Source organism: Kitasatospora sp. NPDC091276 (assembly GCF_040684355.1).
Lineage (GTDB): Bacteria > Actinomycetota > Actinomycetes > Streptomycetales > Streptomycetaceae > Kitasatospora.
In genome coordinates, this window is the sequence record NZ_JBFBFU010000067.1 from 1 (window position 1) to 14,639 (window position 14,639).

General features: G+C 71.9%; 14 protein-coding genes and 1 riboswitch. Of the genes, 10 read left to right on the top strand and 4 right to left on the bottom strand.

The annotated features are described in order from the left end of the window. The first annotated feature begins 112 nt into the window (after nt 1-112). A riboswitch (TPP riboswitch) is annotated at nt 113-247 on the top strand. From thiC to AB0O19_RS37990, 4 genes are all read left to right on the top strand, one after another. Then, nucleotides 243-2,099, top strand: a complete 1,857-nt coding sequence (gene thiC / locus AB0O19_RS37975; RefSeq protein ID WP_363626263.1) for a phosphomethylpyrimidine synthase ThiC — start codon at nt 243-245, stop codon at nt 2,097-2,099. Its footprint overlaps the riboswitch before it by 5 nt. Before the next feature lie 107 nt (nt 2,100-2,206). Continuing rightward, a complete protein-coding gene (locus AB0O19_RS37980) occupies nt 2,207-2,752 on the top strand; it encodes a Uma2 family endonuclease (protein ID WP_363581590.1) in 546 nt (181 codons plus the stop codon). A 79-nt stretch (nt 2,753-2,831) separates the two neighbouring features. Next, a complete protein-coding gene (locus AB0O19_RS37985; RefSeq protein ID WP_363626283.1) occupies nt 2,832-2,984 on the top strand; it encodes a thiamine biosynthesis protein ThiC in 153 nt (50 codons plus the stop codon). A 169-nt stretch (nt 2,985-3,153) separates the two neighbouring features. After that, entirely contained in the window at nt 3,154-3,579 is a 426-nt protein-coding gene (locus AB0O19_RS37990) for a BrxA/BrxB family bacilliredoxin (RefSeq protein ID WP_363626265.1), read from the top strand. A 391-nt stretch (nt 3,580-3,970) separates the two neighbouring features. Here the strand turns inward: AB0O19_RS37990 and AB0O19_RS37995 are convergent, their stop codons facing one another. After that, the gene (locus AB0O19_RS37995; protein WP_363626267.1) at nt 3,971-4,408 is read right to left on the bottom strand and encodes a CBS domain-containing protein; all 438 of its coding nucleotides are present in this window, start codon (nt 4,406-4,408) and stop codon (nt 3,971-3,973) included. A 256-nt stretch (nt 4,409-4,664) separates the two neighbouring features. Between AB0O19_RS37995 and AB0O19_RS38000 the strand changes: the two genes are divergently transcribed. Then, complete coding sequence (locus AB0O19_RS38000) at nt 4,665-5,171, top strand: DUF5994 family protein (RefSeq protein ID WP_363626269.1); 507 nt, start codon at nt 4,665-4,667, stop codon at nt 5,169-5,171. Here AB0O19_RS38000 and AB0O19_RS38005 read toward each other — a convergent pair. The 3 genes from AB0O19_RS38005 to AB0O19_RS38015 all read right to left on the bottom strand — a co-directional run bounded on the left by AB0O19_RS38005 (nt 5,129) and on the right by AB0O19_RS38015 (nt 8,725). Further along, entirely contained in the window at nt 5,129-5,962 is an 834-nt protein-coding gene (locus tag AB0O19_RS38005) for a hypothetical protein (protein WP_363626271.1), read from the bottom strand. The two genes, AB0O19_RS38000 and AB0O19_RS38005, sit on opposite strands and share 43 nt — an antisense overlap. A 240-nt stretch (nt 5,963-6,202) precedes the next feature. Further along, nucleotides 6,203-7,453: a metallophosphoesterase gene (locus AB0O19_RS38010; RefSeq protein WP_363626273.1), complete on the bottom strand. Its 1,251-nt coding sequence runs from the start codon at nt 7,451-7,453 to the stop codon at nt 6,203-6,205. Nucleotides 7,454-7,567: 114 nt separating this feature from the next. Beyond that, nucleotides 7,568-8,725, bottom strand: a complete 1,158-nt coding sequence (locus tag AB0O19_RS38015; RefSeq protein WP_363581576.1) for a LacI family DNA-binding transcriptional regulator — start codon at nt 8,723-8,725, stop codon at nt 7,568-7,570. A gap of 383 nt (nt 8,726-9,108) precedes the next feature. Here AB0O19_RS38015 and hisC point away from each other — a divergent pair, with 383 nt between their 5' ends. The 5 genes from hisC to AB0O19_RS38040 all read left to right on the top strand — a co-directional run bounded on the left by hisC (nt 9,109) and on the right by AB0O19_RS38040 (nt 14,601). Next, nucleotides 9,109-10,185 (top strand): histidinol-phosphate transaminase, encoded by a 1,077-nt coding sequence (gene hisC, locus AB0O19_RS38020; RefSeq protein WP_363626275.1) that lies wholly within the window; start codon nt 9,109-9,111, stop codon nt 10,183-10,185. Between the two features lie 292 nt (nt 10,186-10,477). Beyond that, the gene (locus AB0O19_RS38025; protein WP_363626277.1) at nt 10,478-11,887 is read left to right on the top strand and encodes a biotin/lipoyl-binding protein; all 1,410 of its coding nucleotides are present in this window, start codon (nt 10,478-10,480) and stop codon (nt 11,885-11,887) included. Nucleotides 11,888-11,889: 2 nt separating this feature from the next. Continuing rightward, entirely contained in the window at nt 11,890-12,693 is an 804-nt protein-coding gene (locus AB0O19_RS38030) for an ABC transporter ATP-binding protein (RefSeq protein ID WP_350876857.1), read from the top strand. Continuing rightward, nucleotides 12,690-13,901: an ABC transporter permease gene (locus tag AB0O19_RS38035; RefSeq protein ID WP_363626279.1), complete on the top strand. Its 1,212-nt coding sequence runs from the start codon at nt 12,690-12,692 to the stop codon at nt 13,899-13,901. Before AB0O19_RS38030 ends, AB0O19_RS38035 begins: the two co-directional genes overlap by 4 nt. 7 nt (nt 13,902-13,908) lie before the next feature. Further along, the gene (locus tag AB0O19_RS38040) at nt 13,909-14,601 is read left to right on the top strand and encodes a hypothetical protein (protein ID WP_363626281.1); all 693 of its coding nucleotides are present in this window, start codon (nt 13,909-13,911) and stop codon (nt 14,599-14,601) included. Nucleotides 14,602-14,639: the final 38 nt, after the last annotated feature.

Consider the following 14,639-nt stretch of genomic DNA (forward strand, 5'->3'; position numbering starts at 1 on the left):
ACGGGGGGCCGGGCCTTCGGCGTTCCTGGCGCGGGGTCCGGTCGGCCGGAGGCGTGCTGGACCTGCGGCGATCGGCTCGCTACGGTGTTGGGCGTCATGTGCAGGCAACACCGCCTGCCGACGCGGGAGCTCGGAGCACCGGGCTGAGAGGGCGCTGACCGGGACGTCGACGGACGGACCGACGGCTGCGTCGACCGCAGGAACCTGACCGGGTAATGCCGGCGTAGGGAGTATGAGGTCAGATGACCACGTTCGAAGCACAGCCGCAGCCTGCCCGCAGCACCGGGAACAGCGGCACCGAGGCCGGCGGCACCGAGGCCGCCACCGCCACCGTCACCAGCGCCGGCACCGGCTACCCCACCCCGGCCTGGCGCAAGGCCTACCGCGAAGGGTCCCGGCCCGACCTGCGGGTCCCGTACCGCGAGGTGCAGCTCACCAACGGCAGGACCGTCCCGCTGTACGACACCTCCGGCCCGTACACCGACCAGGCCTACGAACCCGACGTGCGGCGCGGCCTGCCCGCCCTGCGCGACGCCTGGATCCGCCAGCGCGGCGACGTCGAGGAGTACGACGGCCGCGAGGCGCGCCCCGAGGACGACGGGATCAAGCACACCTCGCCGCGCGGCGGAAACCTGCGCAACCTGGACGCCGTCTTCCCGGGCCGCCCGCGTCGCCCGCTGCGCGGCCGCGGCGGTGCCGCCGTCACCCAACTCGCCTACGCCAAGCGGGGCGTGGTCACCCCCGAGATGGAGTTCGTGGCGCTGCGCGAGGGCCTCGCCCCCGAGTACGTGCGGGCCGAGGTGGCCCGCGGCCGGGCCGTCATCCCGGTCAACGTGAACCACCCCGAGGTGGAGCCGGCGATCATCGGCACCAACTTCCTGGTGAAGATCAACGCCAACATCGGCAACTCCGCCGTCACCTCCTCGATCGAGGAGGAGGTGGAGAAGATGACCTGGGCCACCCGTTGGGGCGCCGACACCGTCATGGACCTCTCCACCGGCCGCAATATCCACACCACCCGCGAGTGGATCCTGCGCAACTCCCCCGTGCCGATCGGCACCGTGCCGCTCTACCAGGCCCTGGAGAAGGTCGACGGCAAGGCCGAGGAGCTGAGCTGGGAGGTGTACCGGGACACCGTCGTCGAGCAGTGCGAGCAGGGCGTCGACTACATGACCGTCCACGCCGGCGTCCTGCTCCGGTACGTCCCGCTGACCGCCCGCCGCAAGACCGGCATCGTCTCGCGCGGCGGCTCGATCATGGCCGCCTGGTGCCTGGCGCACCACCAGGAGAACTTCCTCTACACCAACTTCGAGGAGCTCTGCGACATCCTCGCGCGCTACGACGTCACCTTCTCGCTCGGCGACGGCCTGCGCCCCGGCTCCATCGCGGACGCCAACGACGAGGCGCAGTTCGCCGAACTGCAGACCCTCGGCGAACTCGGCCGGATCGCCCGCGAGCGCGACGTCCAGGTGATGATCGAGGGCCCGGGCCACGTCCCGATGCACAAGATCAAGGAGAACATGGATCTCCAGAAGGAGATCTGCGACGAGGCGCCGTTCTACACCCTCGGCCCGCTCACCACCGACGTCGCCCCCGGCTACGACCACATCACCTCGGGCATCGGCGCCGCGATGATCGCCTGGTGGGGCACCGCGATGCTCTGCTACGTCACGCCCAAGGAGCACCTGGGCCTGCCCAACCGCGACGACGTCAAGACCGGCGTGATCACCTACAAGATCGCCGCCCACGCCGCCGACCTCGCCAAGGGCCACCCCGGCGCCCAGGACTGGGACGACGCCCTCTCCGACGCCCGCTTCGAGTTCCGCTGGGAGGACCAGTTCAACCTGGCCCTCGACCCGGAGACCGCCCGCGCCTTCCACGACGAGACCCTCCCCGCCGAACCCGCCAAGACGGCCCACTTCTGCTCCATGTGCGGCCCGAAGTTCTGCTCGATGAAGATCAGCAAAAGCATCAATGAGAAGTTCGGCAACGGTGCGGCCTCGCCCGAGTACGACGAGGAAGCCGTCGAGGGCATGAAGGCCATGTCCGAGGAGTTCAAGGCCCAGGGCAACAAGGTCTACCTCCCGCTGGCCGACTGACGAAGGTCTGACGATGGCGCTGTCCCTTGACACCGAAGAGGCTGTCCTGGGGCAGCGTCTCCTCATCAGCCGGTAGCGTGGTGCTGGGCCATACCCCAGGAGGACAGATGAACCCTGAGCACCTCGCCCTGATCGAGGAGTTCCGCAGGTCCGCCCCGGCGAACTTCAAGATCGAGTTCTCTGGTGACATCGTCATCATGCAGGCGTCGCCCTCGGCCATCCACGAGCGGAACCTCTCCGTTGTCCGCCGACAGTTCGAGGCCCGTGCTCCGGCTGGATACCTCTCCACGGGAAACATGGACCTGACCTCTCCTCAGGTGTCGAAGCTGCGAAACCCAGACCTCACGTATCTCCCCGAAGACGCCATGACGACCACGGAGAACAGGGTTCCGGCCGAGCTGGCTCTCATCGCAGTCGAGATCGTCTCGCCGTCGAACCCGGAGAACGACTGGGTCGGCAAGCTCCGTGACTACCCGCTGATGCAGATCCCGCTCTACCTTTTGGTGGACGCCGCGCAGAAGACCGTCACGCTCTTCAGGGAGCCCGAGGCCGGTCGCTATCGGATGAGGGAAGACGCCGATTTCGGGGAGGTCATCCACATCCCCGAGCCGTTCGGCTTCACCCTCGACACCACGGTTCTGCTCCCGTACTGACGGTCTCGTCCGGTCCGGGCGGTGCGCCAGTGTGGTTGGCCAGCGTGAATGTGCTGGTTCTGGGTTGAAGCTCTGCTCGATGAAGATCAGCCAGAAGATCCGCGCCGAGCACGGTGACGGGTCCAGTGCCGTGGAGACCGAGTTCGACGCCGAGGCGCTGGCCGGGATGGCGGAGAAGTCCGCCGAGTTCGCCGCCCAGGGCAACCGGGTCTACCTCCCGCTGGCCGACTGACGTCCAGCTGCACCTCGCTGCCGCCCCGGTGAGCTTCGACGCTTGCCGGGGCGGCACCGTGTCTGCGCACGGAAGGCGGACGGCAACACACTTGTCCGGACTTCGGACGCGGGCACATCCGGCGTACTACGCTGAGCGCTGTTCCAATCACCCTCAGTGAGGAGCTGGTATGCCGTACTCGCCGCTGCTGATCAAGCCCATGAAAGAGGAGCTGACTTCGATCGGCTTCAAGGAGCTGCTGACCGCAGGCGATGTGGACGCCGCGATGAAGGACGCGGAGACGGGCCTGACTCTCGTGGCCATCAACGCGGTCAACGGCTGTGCGGCTGGCCTGGCCCGCCCCGGCGCCCGCATCGCCCTGGAAGACACCTCCAATCGCCCGAACCGGCTGCTGACGGTCTTTGCCGAACAGGACCTGGAAGCCACCGCGAGGATGCGCTCGTACTTCGCGGACATCCCGCCGTCCGAGCCGTCGTTCGCGGTGTTCAAGGATGGCGAGCTGGTGTACTTCATGCCGCGCCACCGTATCGAGAGGCGTGATGCCCAGGCAGTGGCCAGCGACCTCGGCGGCGTGTTCGACGAGTTCGGCGAGTAATCCCGATCGGCCACGGCTGAGGTGCGGTCCCTGCCTCAACTGGAGAGGGCCACAACCGTGAGGGCGGTCGTTCCAGGTGCCTCGCACCCTCGGAACGACCGCCCTCACGGTTGTGTCAGGCATCCCAGGCGGTCACGATCGGCTCGGGCCCCTCGTCGGCCGTTGCTGCGAGGTCTGCCGGCAGCATCGTGAGCAGGAGGGACCGGCTGTCGGCGACGGCCTTCCCTGGCGGAAGCCCTCGGTGCACCGCTGGTCACGAGCGACGCGAGGATCAAACGCAGCGGTGCGGCAAAGTGCGAGGTTGAGGTCTTCGCCGCGAGCCATCCCTGACTGACGCAACTCTTCGTAGTGGCGCGGCGTCCCGGCGTCCGGCGGGGCGGGGCGGGGCGGGTCAGGCGAGGGCGGGGGCAGGGGCGGGTTCGAGGAGGACGGTGGCGCGGTCGGCGGTGAGGATGCCGAGGATGTAGCCGTCGTCGTCGACGACGGGCCAGACCGCCATGCGCTTGACCCGCATCGCGATCGCGGCCAGGGCCAGGCCCAGGCCCGGCCAGGCGAACGGGCCGCGCTGGTGCGCCGTGGCGCTGATCGAGGTCCGCTCGCCTGGCCGGGGGTGTTCCAGGAAGGTGTGGAGCCCGGTGCGGGTGACCAGCCCCTCGCACCGGCCGTCGTGGCCGCGGACGAGCAGGTATTCGACGTGGGCGCCGCGCAGGATGTCGTTGGCCTGGTCGACGGTGCTGTCGTCGGCTATCTGGTACTCGCAGGGCTCCATCGCGTCGGCGACCGTGAGGCCGTGGCCGGTGCGTGCCGCCTGCGGGGTGTGAGTGGTCACGGTGGTCACCGCTTCCCGTCCCCGGGTGTCCGGCCGGAACGGCCCGGACGACCCTTCACCCAGAACGAAGCCGGAACGGGTACCGGGATGCGGAATGCCCTGGATGTCTTCGAGCCTACTCCCGTGACGGCAGGCCCGTCGGAGGGTGCCGCGGAGTACCGTTGGGAGACAACCGAGGACATTCCGCATACCGGTACCGGCGCTGGTGTCGCCCTGGGTCATGACAGGTCCTTGCGGACCGGACGGGCGGCTTCTGATGCTGCCGATCCCCCTCCCCGTTCCCGCCACTCCCGGGCCGTGGTCCGTGCCCGGAGTCCCGCTGCTGCCACGTCTGGTGCTGGAGCCGACGATGGCGCGGGGCGGGGTGTTCGACGGTGCCTGGTGGCCGCGTTCGAACCGGGTGCTGGCCGAACTGCCGGACCTGGTCACCGCGCTCGGCGCCCACCTGGGGCGCATCATCCGGGTGGGCCTGGACACCTCGGCCTGGGACGGCGTGCCCCGTTCCGTCGTGGTGAACGGCCTCCTGATCAGGATCAACTGGCTCACCAGCAGCAGCGCGACGATCAGCGTCACCCGCGGCTTCCAGGACCACTTCCTCCTCCTGGTCGTGCCGCCCCGCACCGACCCGGAGACGGCCTCCACGGCCATGGCGGCGGCGTCGGCGACCGGCAACCGCACCCCGGCGGCCGAACTCCTGCTGGACTGGCCGGGGTTCGGGTGTCAGGTGACGTCGTCGGGGCTGGTGAAGGCGGGGCTGGTGTAGCCGGGGGCGGTGAAGTCGGGGGCCGGGGTGGGGACGGCGCCGGGGCTGGTGAAGTCGGGTGAGGTGTAGTCGGCGGTGGGGACGGGGCCCGGGCTGGTGAAGTCGGGTGAGGTGTACCCCGGGCTGGTGAACTCGGGGGCGCCGGCGGGGACGGCGGGCAGGTGGGTGTGCAGGTAGGGGAGCAGGCCGCGGTCGCGCAGCGCGGTGCGCCATTCGCGGCGGGCGTCGGCGAGTTCGGCGGCGAGTTCGGGGTCGGTGCCGGCCGGGGCGGCGGCGCCGCCGTCGCGTATGGCGGTGAGGACGAGTCCGATGATGCCGATGGCCATCGCGGCGACTCCGGCGGCGAGGGCGACCCAGCCGGCGGTGACGAGGCTGCGGGCGAGGGTGAGGTCGGGGTTGGCGGCGCGCAGCAGGTAGCCGATGAGCAGCAGGACCAGGGCGGCGGTCCAGGCGAGGACCGGGGTGAGCACGGTGAGGACGGGGAAGAGCCCGGCGCCGCCGTTGGCGGAGCGCAGTTGGGTGAGCAGTCCGGGGGCGATGGGTTCGGCGCCCGGGGGCGGCGGGGGTGTGGTGCGCAGGGTCTCGCGCAGCCGGGTGTAGTGCGTGTACTCGGTGGCGGCCGCGGCGGCGACGGCGTCGGCGTCGCGCAGGGCGCGGACGCGCAGCTGGTCGGTGGTGAGCGCGCCGGGGGCGCGCAGGGCGGTGAGGACGGTGTGGTCGCGCAGGGCTTCGGCGAGGAGGCGCTCGTATTCCGGGCGGTCCTCGGCGAGCAGCGGCGGGGGGTTGGTCATGGGGACCCCGTTCATGCGGACCCCGGTTCGCTCCGCCCCAGGGGCCGCGGGACCCTCAGGGGCGCCGAAACGGGCGCGGAGGCGGGCCGCCGGACGGGCGGCCGGGTGTGGTGTGCCTCATGTTAGGGGCGGGCGCGGCCGTGCTGACAGTCGGTTTCCGGAATTTCGCGCCCCGGCCCGCGCGCGTGCGGTGGCCCGGGCGCCGGGAACGCCCGTTCGACCGACCCCGGTCCGCGGGCCTCAGTTGACGGGGAGTCGGGCGACGAGCAGGCGCCCTTCCATGGTGACGCCGCCGTCCATGGCCACCGCGAGGTCGTCGGCGTAGACGTAGGGGCCGGGGATGTGCGGCGGCTGGCCGTCGTCGGCGTGCACCGCGCCGGTGAGGTACGGGATGGGGCTGTGCCCGTGCACGATGCGGGTGCCGCCGTAGGTGTCGAGGAGTTCGTGGACGGCCGTCGGGCCGGCGTCGCCGCGGAAGGCGAAGCGCTTGGTGAAGCGGCGGAAGCAGTCCCACCACTCGTCGACGCCCTCGTCGGCGAGCAGGCTGTGGACGGCGTCGTTGACGTCGGGGATGGACTCGCCGTACTCCAGGTACGCGGTGGTGTCGGAGTGCAGCAGCAGGTGGCCGTCCTCCAGTGCGATGGCGGGCAGCCGGGAGAGCCAGCTGATGTGGTGGCCCTCCAGCCGGTCCAGGTCGTGCTGCTGGCCGCCGTTGAGCCGCCAGGCGGCGAGGAAGGAGGCGGTGCCGGCGGTGGACTGGACGGGTTCGTCGCCGTACCGGGCGGCGCCGAGGAAGAGCAGCTCGTGATTGCCCATCAGGGCGCGGCAGTAGCCGCCGGCGGCGGCGGCTTCGGCGGCGAGCTGCATCACGAGGTCGATGACGCCGATGCCGTCGGGGCCGCGGTCGGTGAAGTCGCCGAGGAACCAGATCCGGGAGCGGCCGGCGGACCAGTGGCCTTCGGCGTCGATCAGGCCCTGGTGGCGCAGCTCGGCGCGCAGCTCCTCCAGGTAGCCGTGCACGTCGCCGACGACGTAGAGCGGGCCGGGGGGCTCGCCGGGGCCGGGGGCGGGGTACGGGTAGCTGGGTGCGGAGGGGTCGGGCAGCGGCGGGCCGAGTTCGATGGTCGGCGGGTCGTCGCGGCCGGGGGCCTGGTGGGCGTGGTCCTGGTGGGCGGGGGACTGCTGGTCGGGCAGGGCCGGCTCGTAGCCGGGGTGGTCCTGGTGGGAACCGGCGTGGTCCTGGTGGGAGAAGAGCGGGGCGTTCTCCGGGGCGTGCACGGTGTGGTCCTGCCCGTCGGCGGGCCAGTGCTGCTCCAGGTAGCGGGCTCCGCCGTAGCCGCTGTAGGTCTCCGCTTCGTACGGCGTGCCGGGGTAGCCGGTGGCGGGCTCCGGTTCGTAGTAGGTGCCGTACGGCAGCACGTCGAGGTCCGGCTGGTGGCGGGGGCCTGAGTCGGGGTGTTCAGGCCCGGGGAAGCGGTCCTCGGGTGTCATTCGCCCATCATAGGAAGACCACTCTCCCGGCGTCGTCACCTGGTGGGTATCCAATCCTCCGGAGCGTCAGCCGGGCCGTCCCGCAAGGTCCGTTTTGTCCCGGCTCGGTATGGTCTAGACCTCGCCCGGGAGTCGGGGAGGGCTGACGGTGGTGCGCGGGCTCCGGCGCTGGGAGGACGCGCGGACGATCAGCTCGGTCGGCATCAGGGTGCCCGGTGGCGGGCCGGTGCCGGCGGTGCGGAAACGCGGCGGGAAGAGCCGGGCGATGTCGACGCCCGTCCCTGAGTCGACGCCCTCGATGGCGTCGATGAGCAGGTTGACCACGGTGGTGCCGATCCGGCGCGGCTTGAGGGAGAGCGTGGTGATCGGCGGTTCGGTGGTGGCGTAGACGTCGCTCTCGCTGCAGCAGACCAGCAGCAGGTCGTCGGGGACCCGCAGGCCGTAGCGGCGGGCGGCGGCGAGCAGGTCGGTGCCGTTGGGGTCGAACAGGCCGTAGACGGCGTCGGGCCGGTCGGGCCGGGCGAGCAGCCGGTCGGCGGCGACGGCGCCGGCGGCCGGGTCGTGCGCGGGGTAGGCCTCGTAGACCGGCTCCTGGCCGACCTTGGTGCACCAGCCGAGGTAGGCCTCGGTGGAGAGCCGGGTGTAGGTGTCGGTGCTGGTGCCGGTGAGCAGGCCGATGCGGCGGGCACCGGCCTCGGAGAGGTGGTCGAGGATGCCGAGCACGGCGGCCTCGTGGTCGTTGTCGACCCAGGCGGTGACCGGGCAGTTGCCGGGCTTGCCGTCGCTGACGACCGGGACGCCGGACCGGTACAGCTCGCTGACCAGGGGGTCCTGGTCGGGCGGGTCGATCACCACGGTGCCGTCCAGGGCGATGTTGCCCCAGACGTCGTGGCGGGAGGAGGCGGGCAGCACCACCAGCGCGTAGCCGCGGCCGAGGGCGGCGCTGGTGGCGGCCCGGGCCATCTCGGCGAAGTACGCGAACTCCGTGAAGGTGAACGGTTCTTCACCGTAGGTCGTGACGGTCAGCCCGATCAGGCCGGACCGTCCGGTGCGCAGGGTGCGGGCGGCCGCGGAGGGCCGGTAGCCGAGGCGCTCGGCGACCTCGCGCACCCGGCTGCGGGTCTCGTCGGGCAGGCGGCCCTTTCCGTTCAGCGCGTCGGAGACGGTGGTGATCGACACTCCGGCGGCTGCTGCCACATCCCGGATGCCGGCCCGCTCCAGACGCCGTGAGGTGGTGGGACGCCGACCGCTCTGGTTGGCTGCTGCTGTCATGGCGGACCGATCGTATGGCTCCTGACAAGGGTCTGTGACCGGCGCATCGGGAGCCCTCGGAGATACGTTTCTCCAAGAGTGAGCCGGGGTGCGCTCCTTCGATACCCGCACGAAACCAGCCGTCTTACCTCTGACATGTGCCAAAGGAACCCGGCAGAATGGCTGATCTGCGCCTGTCACCCGACCGGGCATCTCACCCCTACGGGTGAGCGCGGTCGGTATCGTTCAAGGCACCCGACCGGGGTGCCCCGGACGCGTTCCGAGATCCCGGGCACGGTGGCGATCCCACAGGTGGCGGGGGCGACCGCACCGGAGAACACGCGCAGAACACGCGCCGAACGCGTGCCGAACGCGCGCGGACAGCATCGAGAAGGAGTAGGACCGTGACGAGTACGTCAGCGCAGGGCCCGCGGCTGCGGCCGACCCTGGACGGCATCCCCACCTACAAGCCCGGCAAGCCGGCCGGCGCCGACGCGTACAAGCTGTCCTCCAACGAGAACCCGTACGACCCGCTGCCCGGCGTGCTGGAGGCGGCGGTCGCGGCGGCCGGCTCGCTCAACCGCTACCCCGACATGGCCGTCGGCGAGCTCAGCGAGGTGCTGGCCGAGCGCTTCGGCGTGCCCGTCGAGCACATCGCCACCGGCACCGGCTCGGTCGGCGTCGCCCAGTCGCTGATCCTCGCCACGGCGGGCCCCGGCGACGAGGTGGTCTTCGCCTGGCGCTCCTTCGAGGCGTACCCGATCATCACCCAGGTCGCCGGCGCGACCCCCGTCCCGGTGCCGATCACCGAGGCCGGCGACCACGACCTGGACGCGATGCTCGCCGCGATCACCCCGAAGACCCGGCTGGTGTTCGTCTGCAACCCCAACAACCCCACCGGCAACGTGATCCACCGCGCCGAGCTGGAGCGCTTCCTGGACGCCGTCCCGTCCGACGTCCTGGTGGTCGTCGACGAGGCGTACATCGAGTTCATCCGCGACCCCGAGGTGCCCAACGGCATCGACCTCTACCGGGACCGCCCCAACGTCTGCGTGCTGCGCACCTTCTCCAAGGCGTACGGGCTCGCGGGCATGCGGGTCGGCTTCGCGATCGCGCACGAGCCGGTGGCCAACGCGCTGCGCAAGACCGCCGTCCCGTTCGGCGTCAGCCAGCTCGCCCAGAACGCCGCCGTCGCCTCGGTGCGCGCCGAGGAGGCGCTGCTGGAACGGGTGGACGCGCTGGTCGAGGAGCGCACCCGGGTGGTGGCCGGGCTGCGCGCCCAGGGCTGGGAGATCCCGGACTCGCAGGCCAACTTCGTCTGGCTGGGCCTCGGCGAGCGCTCGCAGGAGTTCGCCGTCGCGTGCGCCGAGGCCGGGGTGATCGTCCGGCCGTTCCCGGAGGGCGTCCGGATCTCGATCGGTGAGACCGAGGGCAACTCGATCTTCCTCTCGGTGGCCGAGGCGTTCCGCAAGTCGCTCTGATCCCTCCCTTCTTCGTAGGGGCGCGCCGTTCGCGGTGCGCCCCTACGGCGTTCCCGGGGGTCTGGGGCCGGTCGGCGGTGGGACCCGGGGCGCTGCCGGACGGCTGGAGATCACCGGAACTCACCGGAACTCACTGGGAGCCCGCTGGGAGTTCGGCCAACGACGGCCCACGGCACGGCCAAGGCGCCCGCGCGAACCGGGCGGTGTGACCGGAATGCCCGGATCCGCCCGGTCAGTCTTCTCCCAGCCCGCGCCCAGGGCTCCGCAAGAGCGCCCAGGAAAGCTGTCCGGCATGAAGGTGCTCCCGCGACGGCGAGGCGTCGTCCTCGTCAACTCCGCGCTCGGCGTGGCGCTCCTGGGCGGTGCCGCCCTGGTGTACGCCACAGTGAACAGCGGCACCAGTGCCGCCGCCGGCAAGACCCAGATCCGTACGGCGACCGTGGCCAAGGGAACGGTCCTGGCCACCGTGTCCGGAACCGGCACCCTGGTCTCACCGACCGACGCGGCCCAGGACTTCGCGACCGGCGGCCGGCTCACCTCGGTCAAGGTCGCGGTGGGGGACGCCGTCAAGAAGGGCCAGGTGCTCGCCACCGTCGACACCACGGCCGCCCAGCAGCAGGTGGACGCCGCCCAGGCGTCCCTCACCACGGCCAACGCCAACCTCACCAAGGCGCAGGCCGGTGTCACCACCACGACCACCCAGCCGCTGCCGGGTGCGACCTCCGGCGCCGGCGGCAACGGCGGCGGTGGTGGGGACCGCGGAGCGGGCGCGAACAGCACGCCCGCTCCGCAGACCACCACCATCACCACCACCAAGGTCGACGACGCGGCCGTCGCCCAGGCCCAGCAGCAGGTCGCCACCGCGCAGACCACCCTCGCCAACGCCCAGGCGGCGCTGACCGGCACCACCCTGACCGCCTCGGTGGACGGGACGGTCGCGTCCGTCTCGGCGAAGGTCGGCGACACCGTGGGCGGCGCGGGTTCCGGCGGCTCGTCCGGTTCGTCGGGCTCCACCGGGTCGACCGGGTCGACCGGCAAGTCGTCCACCGGCAGCACCGCTTCGGGCGGCGCGCCGAGCGGCTTCATCGTGCTGACCAACCCGACCGGGATGCAGGTCACCGCCAACTTCTCCGAACTGGACTCGCTCAAGCTCAAGAAGGGCGAGGCGGCCACCGTCACCCTGAACGCGCAGTCCGACACCAAGCTCAACGCCAGTGTCCTGTCCGTCAGTTCGCTGCCCAGCAGCAGCGGCGGCAGCGTCGGCTCGACGGCCGTCCAGTACGCCGCCACGCTCCAGCTCAGCGGTGACACCAGCGCGCTGCGCACCGGCCTCAGCGCCACCGTCCAGGTGATCACCGGCGAGGCGGACAGCGCGCTGTCACTGCCCACCTCCGCGCTCTCCGGCACCGGCGCCAGCCGCACCGCGACCGTGGTGCACCCGGACGGCTCCAGCGAGCGGGTCAGCGTCGGGGTCGGCGTCGAGGGCGACAGCACGGTGCAGGTGGTCTCCGGGCTGAAGGAGGGCGACAAGGTCGAACTCCCCACCACCAGCGGCGGCAACGGCTTCCCGAACGCCTCCTTCCCGGGGATCGGCGGCGGCCAGGGCCGTGGCGGCCAGGGCGGCGGCGCCGGCCTGGCGGGCGTCGGCGGGGGCGGCGGTGCCGCCGGCGGCGGCGGGGCCGGCCGGGGCGGTAAGGGCTGAGCATGCGTCACGTCATCGACAAGCGCGTCCCGGCGGCGCCCCCGCCCGTCATCCAGCTGCGCCGGATCACCAAGGCGTACGGGCACGGCGACGCCGTCGTGCACGCGCTGCACGGCCCGGAGGACCCGGACACCGGCGGCCCGCTCGGCGTCAGCCTGAACATCCACCAGGGCGACTACGTCGCGGTGATGGGCAGTTCCGGCTCCGGCAAGTCCACCATGATGAACATCCTCGGCTGCCTGGACGTCCCGACCGCCGGCCGCTACCTGCTGGACGGCATCGACGTCGGCCACCTCGACGAGGGGCAGCTCGCGCTGGTCCGCAACCGCAAGATCGGCTTCGTCTTCCAGTCCTTCAACCTGATCCCGCGCACCACCGCGCTCGCCCAGGTCGAGCTGCCGCTCGCCTACGCGGGCGTCCGGGCCTCGGAGCGGCGCCGCCGGGCCCTGGCCGCGCTCTCCCTGGTCGGCCTCGCCGAGCGCGCCGGGCACCGGCCCAACCAGCTCTCCGGCGGCCAGCAGCAGCGCGTCGCGGTCGCCCGGGCACTGGTCACCGCACCGGCGATGCTGCTCGCCGACGAGCCCACCGGCAACCTGGACAGCCGCTCCACCGAGGAGGTCCTCGACCTCGTCGACGCGCTCAACGCCACCGGCCGCACCGTCGTCCTGATCACCCACGAGGACGAAGTCGCGCGGCACGCCAAGCGGGTGCTCCGGCTGGTCGACGGCCGGATCGTCAGCGACGTCCGGCAGGCCCCGGTGGACGGGCCGCCGCCGCTGCTGCGCGAACTGGGGGTGTCGGCGTGATCCTCTGGCAGATGCTCCGCTTCGCGGTCGGCGGCCTGGCCGCCAACAAGGTGCGCTCGGCGCTCACCATGCTCGGGGTGCTGATCGGCGTCGCCTCGGTGATCCTGCTGCTGGCCGTCGGCAACGGCTCGTCGGTCGCGGTGAAGGAGTCGATCACCTCGCTCGGCACCAACTCGCTCACGGTCAGCTCCGGTTCGGCCAGCGGCGGCTCCCGTGCCACCTCCTCGGTGAAGAAGCTGACGGTCGCCGACGCCAAGGCGCTGGCCGCCGACACCGACTCGACCGCGATCAGGTCGGTCGCCCCGGTGGTCACCACCAGCGGGACGGCGCTGTACGGGGACATCTCGTACAGCCCCGGCTCGATCGTCGGCACCTACCCGGCGTACTTCGAGACCGCCAACCAGAAGGTCGCGCACGGCGAGTACTTCACCGACGACGACGTGCTCGGCTCGCGCAAGGTCGCGGTGCTCGGCGCCACGACGGCCAAGCAGCTGTTCGACACCGTGGACCCGGTCGGCAAGAAGATCGTCCTCGGCGGCACGCCGTTCACCGTGGTCGGCGTGCTCCAGGCCAAGGGCGGCAGCGGCTTCACCGACCCGGACGACGTGGTGATCGCCCCGCTGCCGACCGTGCAGAACGCCTTCACCGGCTTCGGGGCCGTCAACCAGATCCTGGTGCAGGCCAGTTCGGCCGACAGCACGACCGCGGCCCAGGCCGAGATCACCCGGGTGCTGCTCGGCACCCACGCGATCGCCGACCCGACCAAGGCCGACTTCCGGATCACCAGCCAGTCCTCGCTGCTCACGGCGAGGGAGAGCACCACGAAGACCTTCACCGTGCTGCTCGGTGCGGTGGCGGCGATCTCGCTGCTCGTCGGCGGGATCGGGATCACCAACATCATGCTGGTGACGGTCACCGAGCGGACCAGGGAGATCGGCATCCGCAAGGCGCTCGGCGCCCCGCGCGCGGTGATCCTCGGGCAGTTCCTGACCGAGTCGACCCTGCTCTCGGTGCTCGGCGCCGGCCTAGGGGTGGCCGCCGGGATCGCCGGCTCGCACTTCAGCATCGTCGGCATCAAACCGGTGGTGATCCCCGAATCCGTGATCGGCGCGTTCGGCATCGCCGTCGCCATCGGGCTGTTCTTCGGCAGCTACCCCGCCAACCGGGCCGCCTCGCTGCGGCCGATCGACGCCCTCCGGCACGAGTAGGACTCCCATGAGCAACGAGATCGCCACGGTCAGCAGCAGCACGCCGGCCGAGCAGGTCGCCCTGCTCGCCACCCCGCCGGACGCCCGCGACGTCACCGCCGAGCTCGCCGCCCCGCCGCGGCGCAAGCTGCCCTGGCTCAGCCTGGTGCTGGCGGGGGGCGTCATCGCCAGCGGGGCCTTCGCGGGCGGGGTCTGGTACCAGCAGAACCACGGGACGAAGAGCGGCTCCTCGCACGCGACGGCCTCTGGGGCTGTGCCGCAGCAGCGGGCGGCCGGGGCGGCCGGGGCGAGCGGTGGCGGGTACGGGCAGGGCGGCTCCCGCCGGGGTGGTCAGGGCGGTGGTCAGGGCCAGGGCACTGGTCAGAGCCAGGGCGGGCAGGCCGGGCTCACCCGGGGCACGGTCAAGGCCGTCGACGGCACCACCGTCTACCTGACAGACGCCAACGGCAACACCGTCAAGGTCACCACCGGCGACGCGACGAAGGTCCAGCTCAACAAGGAGGGCAAGGTCGCCGACCTCCAGCCCGGCCAGAGCGTGACCGTCGTCGGCACCCCCGACGCCAACGGCGGCTACGCGGCCAGCCAGCTCGTCGAGGGCGCGGCCGCCGGTGCGGGTGGCGCGGGTGGCTTCGGCGGTGGCGGCTTCGGCGGCGGTGGCTTCGGCGGTGGCGGTGCTCCCAGGAACCCGTCCGGGGGCTGACCCCGTAGCTCCCGGACGCCGCGAGGCCCTCGCCCATC